This window comes from Rothia sp. HMSC036D11 (genome assembly GCF_001814205.1).
In the GTDB taxonomy this organism is placed as follows: domain Bacteria; phylum Actinomycetota; class Actinomycetes; order Actinomycetales; family Micrococcaceae; genus Rothia; species Rothia dentocariosa.
The window spans coordinates 208,105-217,453 of sequence record NZ_KV815278.1 but is presented as its reverse complement, the minus strand read 5'-3'; the positions used below and the strand labels follow the sequence as shown (position 1 = coordinate 217,453).

Here is a 9,349-nt window from a genome sequence, read left to right as displayed (position 1 = left end):
CCTCGTAGTCTTGTAGAGCGTATCCGTTAGACCAGATCACGCACTACCTATTCTGAGTAGCCAGTCAGGGGTCTCCACCGATTCGGAAGCTTTGGAGCTTTTCCCCAAGAACCCGTCATGATAGCCGACCCCGACATCGTACCGCACTGAATCTTATGCTTGGGGAAGCGAAGAAAGATACATAGCCTTTTCCTCTTCCCTGCGCTTGTACAGCCCCGGGATGAATTCTCCGCCAGCGTGCGAGTATTGCAGCAGAGCATCCGCGGCAGCCTGATAATTTCCCTGGTTTGTGAGTTCGAGAACATCACTCGACTTAAAGGTACCCGCACCCAGGTTGAAGGTGAATGACACGAGCGCGTCGTATTGCTTCTGAGTAATTTCACGAGTAACAGCAGAATTCACAACGGCTTCGGTAGGCTTCAAATCTGCACGAAGGATCTTTTCCCCTTCTTCTTCGGTGATATGCTGCCCCTCATGGATGGGGTATTCCTCAATACTGGGCGCATAGATCGAATGCCCGTAACCAATCGTGAGAACACCCGCCACGTCGTAGTAGGCGTCACTCCTGAACCCTTCTTTCTCTTTCAAGAAGGCAATTCCTTCAGGTGATATCTGATGCATTGGTATCAACTCCTCTGAAGAATAATTACGATTTCATTAAGAGGTTCCGGTCCCCACCGTAACTAAGGATTCAGAGTCATACAAGAGGTATGACAGACAGTCTTCTGCCTTGACGCTCGAACTCGCAGTTGTGCCAGAGTGTGTTTTTAATCAAACTCCCCGCTGGCGATTAACTGTTCACGTACCTTGCGGCGCAGAATCTTGCCGAGCATCGACCGGGGCAGATCATCCACCGCCACAATCTTGCGCGGCACCTTATAGCGGGTCACACGCGCATAGCAGTGCTCGCGCAGTGCATGTTCATCAACCGCGTGCCCTTCGGCGGGAATCACGGCGGCGACTACCATCTCTCCCCCACTGGCCTGCGGGATGCCCACGACCGCCGCATCCGCCACGGAATCGTGCTGTTTCAGGGCGGTTTCCACTTCGGTGGGCGAAACGTTGAACCCGCCGGTAATGATGACTTCCTTAATGCGATCTACGATCTGAATGAAGTAGTCTTCGTCCAGGCGCACAATATCGCCGGTGCGCAGCCAGCCGTCAGCCGTAATGGTTTTCTGCGTGTCTTCTTCGCGTTTCCAGTACCCGGCGAAACACTGCGGGCCGTGAACCCACAGTTCCCCCTCTTCGCCGAGCGGCACATCCTGAAGGGTTTCGGGATCTACCACGCGAATATCGGTCGAGGGGAAGGGAATACCGATTGACCCGGCGCGGCGCGTATCGTTGAGCGGATTACATGAGACGAGCGGCGCGCACTCGGTCAGCCCGTACCCCTCAACCATGTACCCGCCGGATGCATCCTCCCACTCTGCCACCAGCTCGGGCGGCAGGTTCATGGCGCCCGAAACCGCATAGCGAACGCCCTGCAGCGATATGCCCTGCTCTTTGGCGACGTCCATCAGGCGGCGATATACCGGCGGTACTGCGGGCAGAATCGTGGGGCGGGTCTTCTTCATCGCCTTAGTAATCAGACCCATATCGACGGTTGGGAAGAGCACCAGCCGGGCGCGGCACAGCGCCGCAATCGTTACGCCCAAGGTCATGCCGTAGGCGTGGAAGAGCGGCAGCACCGAGTAAATACTTTCATCGTCGCCAGGCTGAATCCAGGCTTCGCCCATGCGCCCGTTCGATTCGAGGTTGCGGTGGGTGAGCATGACGCCCTTGGGCAGTCCGGTGGTGCCGGAGGTGTACTGCAAGAGCGCTACGTCGTGAGCGGTGGGCCGTTTAAAGTCGGGGTCGATCGGCGGGCTCTTGAGCAGCTGCGCCCAGCTTGTGGTTCCGGGGGCGGCTCCTTCGAGTTTTTCGCGGGATTCGCGCGCCTTTTTGACCGGCAGTTTGAGCGCCGCACGGGTGAGAGCGGGCATCGCTTTAATAAGGTTCACGGCGTAAATATGCGCCGGTCTGATGTCTGCGGGCAGGCCCGTAATATGCCCGGAAATTTTATCCCACACGATGGCGGCCTTCGCGCCGTGATCCTCAAACATGTGCCGCAGCTCGGCGCCGGTGTAGAGGGGGTTGTGCTCCACAACGATCGCACCCAGACGCAGAATCGCGTAGAAGGCAACAATATGCTGCGGGCAGTTGGGCAGAATCAGGGCGACCCGATCCCCCGCCTGCACCCCGGCCAGGCGCAGCCCTTCGGCGGCGCGGTCGATCTGACTGCCAAGTTCGGCGTAAGTGGTGGTTGCACCGAAAAATTCGAGGGCGACCTTATGGGGAACCTCGCGGACAGCATCGTCAATCAGGTGGCTCAGCGAGGTTTCGGGCAAGTGAACGTCTACGGCGACGCCGGGTGAATAATTTTTGAGCCAGGGGCGATGCGCCAGCGGGTTCTGCCCGGAAGCGGCATTAGGCGTAGTTTGAGCGGGTGCGGGTCTTTGAGATTCCTGCGTGGAGGCTTGGGCATCGTGCGGATGCGAGTCGTGATATTGCGGGTCAGTCATGCTTCGATTGTGCCTGTTGAGACCTGTTTCGCTCAACCCGCGACGCGCTGTACGCATCCATTTCGCGAGCAGATAGGATTTCGACGAGCAGATAACAATCCGCTATCTTTTCGTCGAAATCCTATCTGCTCGCGGGTGATATTCGAGGTTCCTTCGACTATGCGCTCCCGCTTACAACATCTCTATATACGACGACGTACACCATGCATCAGTACACATCGCAATGTTACGGTGGAAAATATGAGTGAGAAGTCTTTCGGTAATAATCCCACGCACCAGAATTCGAGCTCGCAGATCTCAGTAGCGGGCACCGCACGCCCGGCTCTTCCTCTCCGGAAGCTCTATGGTATGCGTTTGGGGTTGGCAGGTATAACGCTTGCGCTCATGGCTCAGACTTTTCTTGCCATCTTTTATCCGAGTTCTCTCAATTATTTCCCGATATATACATCCTCACCTATCCTCGTTACTGTGCTCTACTGGGCTCTGCAGATCACCGCGACAATATTTTATCTGCGGTCACGGTATTTAGGGTTTATCCTCGGAGCCAATATCGTAGGTGCGCTGCATCATGGGCTTGACCTCTTCATGCTTATCTTCCTGGGGATTCTGTATCATCCGAACGGTATCGGTCATTATCTCGAAGGTGCAAACGCTGTATATATAATTGCTTACTGGCTCGGACAGGCTGTTACCCTCATCGACTTTACGCTCTGCATTGTCTTTATCATCGTGCTCGTGCGTGTGTTTTCTCGCCGCCGCCAGAGCACAGTTCAGTTCTAGCGACTAGCCGAGTTCCCCTCGGTTAAGCCTCTATTTTTTAGTAGGTAACTTCCAAGGTTGTTTGAAAGTATCCAAAAAGTTCTCAAGGTACTCATTTACCTTAATGACAATCTCTGCCTTCAAAATAGGAAGAAGGCAATACTCCCATACAGCTCGATGTGCATATGGATTGGGGCACATAAGAAGAGCTAAAATACGCACATTCTGCTGAAGTTCGCCAAGCTTTGTTGTGATTGGAAGGGTTGATCCTTTTAAACTTTTCTTAACTATTTTTTCAACTAATCTCTTAGTCACGTTTTCCAGAAATACATCCCCTAATCCAGCTTCCTCATCTTTTTTGAGACGGGTTTTAGCCACTTCCCTCTTCTTTGACCGCGGGTTAGGGCTACCACTCGTCGTAGAACTACTTCGCTCTTGTTTGAGTATTTCCCATACCAAATTAGCTATATATGAAGAAATATTTTCAGAAATACTATCTATTTTTTTACTTACTTCATCGATAGCATGAGCCAAAGCCGCCAATACATCGCACCAAAAATGGTCAGCCAATCGTTTGTGCTTCCCAGGAAATTTTTTCAATATTTCCTCACAGGCATCACCAACCTGATTAGCTATCCACTCAATCTGCTTCCTCTCAGTCGGATGCTCAATGAGCCAATCAACGATATCAATAGAGCGGTTAGACTCGAAAAACCACCGAGCATCACCCTGGCGAGGCTTATTGTAAGGGTCAGGAAGTTTCTTATAAGATTCCTGCTGTTCTTCAACGCGATGCCTTACATAAGCCCTACGCCCCTGGGCGATATCTGCAGTACGATGTTGCCTACCTGTCCGTTTTTCTTTCGGCACCTCCAGAGCCTCAGCCCATAAGATACGCCCTTTTACCCCATGCTTGCTACCCCCACATGAGCAACAACAAATTTGACCCGTAGCATGACTGCAAGAACTACTACACCCTGATTGATTTTCACCTGTATTCTGTGACATATATAACCTAACTTCAAGTCGCTTCCTACGCCCAACTTATAAAACATTAATGTCAAGTTTTATATATTTAACTTGAATCTACCACATTTAATAGTAAGAGTAAACAATCCCTAGAAATGGATAGTATAGACCATAACTGCACGAACATTAGATTAGATATAGCAAAGTCTAGTGACTGCTTTGATTCCCCTAATAGTCCACACATTACATGAGAGAACACATTTACAGAATCAGCATTGTTAACACAGAGAACTTAGTCGGGATATCGCGGAAATATACCGAAACTTCTACGAGTCTAGGACTATCAAGAAAACAGTCTGTCACAGCACCGCCAAAGGCGTGAAATCTATAACTGATAGGCCACATCAAAAGATATATGTCCCTTTTTGAAATGTTCCAAAAATAGAATGATAAAGAAGCTCCTGAACCGTCACCGCGATGCGCGTTCTCTACTACCATCACTCGTTCCGGGAGCAGTTTTTCATTCCGCTGAGGAGAACGAGTCAAGTTTAACCGCTCCCTAATGAAGAAAATGCTCCCGCTTTAAGCACCAGCCCGCGGAATACAGTCTCACGAGACAAAAAAGGGATGGACGCACGCTATCAAACGCGCATCCATCCCCTTTTACACGATCCTGCTAGATAATCCTCTGCGTATAAGGCACTCGGGACGTAATCACCTCGAAATACTCCGGCGGCACCTGTGAACTCTCGCGCAAAAGCTCAGGGATAATTCCGTTCTCAGTAACCATTTCAAGGGCCCGCGGAAAGAGCGAAGGCTGTTCCAGCGTTGAAATAGCACCAGGTTCTTTCACCCTCCACTTATTCTTAGATACCGTGATCATTGCGTTACGGTACGACGTATCAGACAGGCACCCCAACGACTTAGCACGGTAGAGCAAGGCCTGCATACTCACGCCCCAATATTCTTTCAGTTCCTTGAGCTTCATCCAACCGGCACCAGTCATCCGAGTAGGCAGCTCCTCCCGAATAGAATCAGCGGGCATCAGGAACTCAGCCGCAAACTCGTGCGCCTGCGCTTCAATAGTTTTATTGCCGGGCTCCGCATCTGCATGCATAATCAGATGCCCCAACTCGTGCGCGGCATCAAAGCGCTGACGGTAATAGTCGTTCTTCAAGGGATGAAGTACAACGATAGGCAGGAAGCCGGTATCCACAGAATAAGCATCAATGGCGTCGCTCTGCTGAGGGGCGAATACAACCGCCGCACCGTGTTTCTCAAGCTCACGGATAACATGGCGAATCGGACCGGTTCCAAGACCCCAATCAGCACGAACCTGCTGCGCGGCAAGCTCAGGGATAGGGCTGTTCTTCACCTCAGGATCAGCGGGCAAATCCGGTATCTGCCGTTCGGGGAAATCTATATGCCGTGAAAGCGCCCCGGCCACATCATGCACAAGGTGCGTATAGGCTTCTGCCTGGTCGCGCTGAAGCTGCGTAGTTGCCCGAAGCGACCGAAAATGCGGTGCGCTGCTGGCAACAAGACCATTGATAGTTTCAACGTCTTGAGATTTTGTGTGCTGATACTCTGCGTTCACCTCAAAAAAAGAAGGCGGAAGCGAAAAAGCATCTGCGAGCGCTTCAATATTCTCCGTCGTGGGTTTCCGAGCACCGGATTCCCAGGTGGTGATAGCAGAAGCGCTCACGCCCGCCTTTGCTGCGAGTTCGTTCTTCCGGATTCCTGCAAGCTGACGTGCTAGGACCAACCGGTTCTTGTCAAAGATGACGTTGAAGGAAGACATAGTTCTTTCTGCGTAGTTATTGTGTTACTCATGAGTAGCCTCGCGCTTGAGTTGAAGCTCGATATCTGGAATCTGCTCTTGAGGCACGGGGCTGGCTTGAGTAGCCGTAGGTGTAACCTGCACTTTGCGATCGGGGTGAGCCAGGATATTGTGTGTCCAAAGCCACGGAGTATCAGACGTGTTGTGAGCCGGAGTAGGTACCCCAATCACACCCTCTAGCAACTCTCCCTCTGGAGAGATATTATATGCGACCACGAGCGCTGGCAGGTGCATAGGTACAGAGGCTTCGAAACCATCCAGGTCAAAGTCTTCAGGGGAGAATAGGGCATCGTCCCCTACATAATGTTGCGTCTCTGCGACTATGGTCTGCTTGGTGCTTCGCTCCCAGCGGACACCTTGAACACCATCTTCAAATCGGTTCGCACTCTGAACGATGAGAGAGCAGAAATCGTCTACTTCCCAATATGGAACATTTTTAAACGTATTCCACGTGTAGATGCCGTGAGTCGGTTCAAGTGGGAGAAAATTACGAGCTTCAGGCGGAAGACCCTCCATGAGTGTATCTATCTCCGTATGAGGCTCTACACCGTCGTCAAGCTGGTATTCTCCGGTGAGCGTCACACGCGACATGACGGAACGAACAAGGTCATAGTGAAAAGAACCTTTAGTCGTGTTCCTAGTGTAGGGGATGAACTCGTTACGATCGGCAGCTACCCTCAGGATACGAAACATAGCTTCAAGGCGACCTAGAACTCCAAGTTCTTGAAGCTTCTCAATAGTGGCACGTTGATTCGAAAAATCGAAGTCTTTCATAGATATGATTTACCTTTCATTATTTTTATGCGCAAAAATTTACATAATACACAAATTGTAGCAAATAATTTACATACAGGTTTGTTCGTGCTGAATCCTTATTGCAATTCCCATATCCTATAGATAGAAGTCCGGAAGTAGTATCTAACCCGGAATAACGCCCTTCTTGCGAGAACCATGAGTAAGCCTGCATCCGGTGGGGCCTTTCTGAGATACTAGGTGTATGAGCAACAGGCATGACATTACCGACGAGCAGTTTAAAAAGCTGCTCCGAGAAATCTCGAAACGCTTCGCCATTCTGGGCGGCATCGTGATTCTCATCGGCTTAGCGATTATCCTCATCATGTACTTCTGGATGGGAGGGACTCACTCATGAGCAAGCCCAACCGCCAGAACCTCAGTGAGGCTTTTGAACGCATGACGGCGGGCAAAGCCTACCGCTTTACCGAGGAGAATAAGCAAGTCGGCGATTCCATCTACCAGGCGGTCAAGTTTTTCGAGCAGTACTATGCGCGCGGCGAGCACGCCCACGGCATGCATGTGCTCCGCGAGCACTTGGGCAGCCTGGGTGAGCATACCCAGATGCGCCCGCCGGTTGCCTTCGATTTTGGGGTCAATACCCATATCGGCAAGTATTGTTTCTTCAATTTCAACACCACGTTCCTAGACGTAGCCCCCATTACCATCGGCGACTATGTGTTTGTCGGCCCCGGCTGCCAGTTCCTCACCCCCACCCACCCGATTAATGTTCAGGATCGCATCAATTTTTGGGAGGGTGCCCTGCCGATCACGGTGGGCAATAACGTGTGGATAGGCGGCGGAGCCATTATTCTTGGAGGCGTCACAATCGGCGAAAACGCGGTGATCGGGGCGGGATCTGTGGTCACGAAAGACGTGCCCGAGAACACGATCGTCGCCGGTAATCCGGCCCGCGTTATCCGCACGATTGACCCGCAGCAGCGACCGGCGCATCCGCACCAATACAGTGAACAGGAAATGACGCAGGCGCAGGAATTTTATGCGCGCCTTGAAGCTGATAACTTTTAATATCGCTCAACTTCCGACCCTTAAACCGAGCGCCACAAGCGCCACGGTTTTTATGAGCATATATAGATAAAAATTCTCAGATGCCAACCACCGATATGGAGGAGACCATGACATCTACCCCAAAGAATACCTCAGGTCCCCATCGCAATACCCCTGCTGAAGAAAATACCGCGCACGCGAAAAATAAAACGAACCAGAGTGAGCTTCGGGAGAGCTCTCATGACGCATGGGACGCCGCTTTTGAGAGCGACGACCCGACCGTTGTGCTCTCCCCCAAGGATGTACCGGTCGACGATATATCCGAAGAGAAAACCCGTCCTCTCTCTGCAGCCGACCAGCAGAAATATCTTGAGGAAAGCGCTTCATCCGCCAATGCACAGATGAAGACCGATGCGGGTACCGCCAAGGATCGTTCGCGCAATGGCGATTCTTCCTTCGACTGGTTAGAAGATTCCGACGAGTCTGCCAGCAGCGACTCCGTGGATCAGTTACGCCCCGCCGTGCCCAGCAGCATGGTTACCTACAGTACCGAGGCGCTTCCCCCGCTCCCCGAGCATCCCACAACGCCCAGGGAAGGCGGCGACAGTGATGCCATCGTAGCCGTGTCCGCTCCTTCCCCCGCGCAAAATTACCTCATAGAAGACGGTGAAGATACCGACGAGCACGCCCCCATTCTCACGGCGGCAACTGCATTCGAGCTTCAGAAAGCACGCTACGGACGACTTCAGGTTATCCCCGGGTTGATGGGCTGGTTCGCCGCAATGGGTGTTTTGCAGTTTTTGCTCTGGGTTACAGCGATTGTGGTCGAGGCTAATCACGGCACCCCCTACGATTCCATGGCTCCTATTGTGCGCGGGTTATTCTCGGGGAACGATGCGCTCGCTCTCTGGCAGGGTGTCGGAACCGGTGCCGCGTACCTGGTGGCGTACTGCATCGGCGGGTATGTGGCTGGCCGCATGGCGCGGTTCTCCAGCGCAAAGCAGGGCATTTCGGTGTGGCTGTGGCAGGTCATGATCATGTTTGCGGCAAGCCTGCTCACCTATTTCACGCCCCAGGTTTTCCAGGGAGGCTCCGCAAACCTTTCCGTGCAGTGGTATACGCAGCACGGTACGGCAAGCGCTATTCTTTCGGTTGCGTTGGTTCTCTGCATCACCTTCATCGCCGCAGTTCTGGGCGGCCTGTTGGGCGGTCTCTATCACCGTCGTGTGGAACGCTACGCACAAAACTATGTGGACCAGGAGTTATAGCGTTTCAGGTATATAGCCCATAGGGAATATAGCGATCGGGGCAGGGTTTCGTGACGACATGAGAACCCTGCCCCCATTTTTGTGTGCACGATATGGCTATATGCCAACTCGGGAATATTCCAGAAACAGAATATATGTGGTTTCAAGAC

General features: G+C 52.2%; 9 protein-coding genes. 4 read left to right on the top strand and 5 right to left on the bottom strand.

Going from position 1 to position 9,349, the window contains the following annotated elements; translation table 11 throughout:
- Positions 1–153: 153 nt before the first annotated feature.
- Positions 154–588 carry a lysozyme gene (locus HMPREF2958_RS03150; RefSeq protein ID WP_246828005.1) on the bottom strand — a complete coding sequence of 145 codons (435 nt, stop codon included), beginning with the start codon at positions 586–588 and terminating at the stop codon, positions 154–156.
- 179 nt (positions 589–767) lie between these two features.
- The gene (locus HMPREF2958_RS03145) at positions 768–2,564 is read right to left on the bottom strand and encodes a long-chain-fatty-acid--CoA ligase (RefSeq protein WP_083313685.1); all 1,797 of its coding nucleotides are present in this window, start codon (positions 2,562–2,564) and stop codon (positions 768–770) included.
- Between the two features lie 240 nt (positions 2,565–2,804).
- Between HMPREF2958_RS03145 and HMPREF2958_RS03140 the strand changes: the two genes are divergently transcribed.
- Positions 2,805–3,344: a potassium channel protein gene (locus tag HMPREF2958_RS03140; protein WP_070696500.1), complete on the top strand. Its 540-nt coding sequence runs from the start codon at positions 2,805–2,807 to the stop codon at positions 3,342–3,344.
- 30 nt (positions 3,345–3,374) lie between these two features.
- Here the strand turns inward: HMPREF2958_RS03140 and HMPREF2958_RS03135 are convergent, their stop codons facing one another.
- From HMPREF2958_RS03135 to HMPREF2958_RS03125, 3 genes are all read right to left on the bottom strand, one after another.
- Complete coding sequence (locus HMPREF2958_RS03135; protein WP_141755785.1) at positions 3,375–4,331, bottom strand: hypothetical protein; 957 nt, start codon at positions 4,329–4,331, stop codon at positions 3,375–3,377.
- Positions 4,332–4,968: 637 nt separating this feature from the next.
- On the bottom strand, positions 4,969–6,093 hold the full coding sequence (locus tag HMPREF2958_RS03130) for a helix-turn-helix domain-containing protein (protein WP_070696493.1): 1,125 nt from the start codon (positions 6,091–6,093) through the stop codon (positions 4,969–4,971).
- A 24-nt stretch (positions 6,094–6,117) separates the two neighbouring features.
- Positions 6,118–6,906, bottom strand: a complete 789-nt coding sequence (locus HMPREF2958_RS03125; protein WP_070660298.1) for a hypothetical protein — start codon at positions 6,904–6,906, stop codon at positions 6,118–6,120.
- Between the two features lie 223 nt (positions 6,907–7,129).
- Here HMPREF2958_RS03125 and HMPREF2958_RS10960 point away from each other — a divergent pair, with 223 nt between their 5' ends.
- The 3 genes from HMPREF2958_RS10960 to HMPREF2958_RS03115 all read left to right on the top strand — a co-directional run bounded on the left by HMPREF2958_RS10960 (position 7,130) and on the right by HMPREF2958_RS03115 (position 9,200).
- Positions 7,130–7,282, top strand: coding sequence for a hypothetical protein (locus tag HMPREF2958_RS10960; protein WP_004005629.1), 153 nt, complete (start codon positions 7,130–7,132; stop codon positions 7,280–7,282).
- Positions 7,279–7,953 (top strand): sugar O-acetyltransferase, encoded by a 675-nt coding sequence (locus HMPREF2958_RS03120; protein WP_070696489.1) that lies wholly within the window; start codon positions 7,279–7,281, stop codon positions 7,951–7,953. The genes HMPREF2958_RS10960 and HMPREF2958_RS03120 overlap by 4 nt, the downstream gene beginning before the upstream one ends.
- A gap of 107 nt (positions 7,954–8,060) precedes the next feature.
- Entirely contained in the window at positions 8,061–9,200 is a 1,140-nt protein-coding gene (locus tag HMPREF2958_RS03115; protein ID WP_246828004.1) for a hypothetical protein, read from the top strand.
- Positions 9,201–9,349 lie beyond the last annotated feature (149 nt).

What these genes read in the sequence shown, in the direction of transcription:
- HMPREF2958_RS03125 (WP_070660298.1), bottom strand. Translation starts at nt 6,906, where the DNA reads ATGAAAGACTTCGATTTTTCGAATCAACGTGCCACTATTGAGAAGCTT.
- HMPREF2958_RS10960 (WP_004005629.1), top strand. Translation starts at nt 7,130, where the DNA reads ATGAGCAACAGGCATGACATTACCGACGAGCAGTTTAAAAAGCTGCTC.
- HMPREF2958_RS03130 (WP_070696493.1), bottom strand. Translation starts at nt 6,093, where the DNA reads ATGTCTTCCTTCAACGTCATCTTTGACAAGAACCGGTTGGTCCTAGCA.
- HMPREF2958_RS03115 (WP_246828004.1), top strand. Translation starts at nt 8,061, where the DNA reads ATGACATCTACCCCAAAGAATACCTCAGGTCCCCATCGCAATACCCCT.
- HMPREF2958_RS03140 (WP_070696500.1), top strand. Translation starts at nt 2,805, where the DNA reads ATGAGTGAGAAGTCTTTCGGTAATAATCCCACGCACCAGAATTCGAGC.
- HMPREF2958_RS03145 (WP_083313685.1), bottom strand. Translation starts at nt 2,564, where the DNA reads ATGACTGACCCGCAATATCACGACTCGCATCCGCACGATGCCCAAGCC.
- HMPREF2958_RS03135 (WP_141755785.1), bottom strand. Translation starts at nt 4,331, where the DNA reads ATGTCACAGAATACAGGTGAAAATCAATCAGGGTGTAGTAGTTCTTGC.
- HMPREF2958_RS03120 (WP_070696489.1), top strand. Translation starts at nt 7,279, where the DNA reads ATGAGCAAGCCCAACCGCCAGAACCTCAGTGAGGCTTTTGAACGCATG.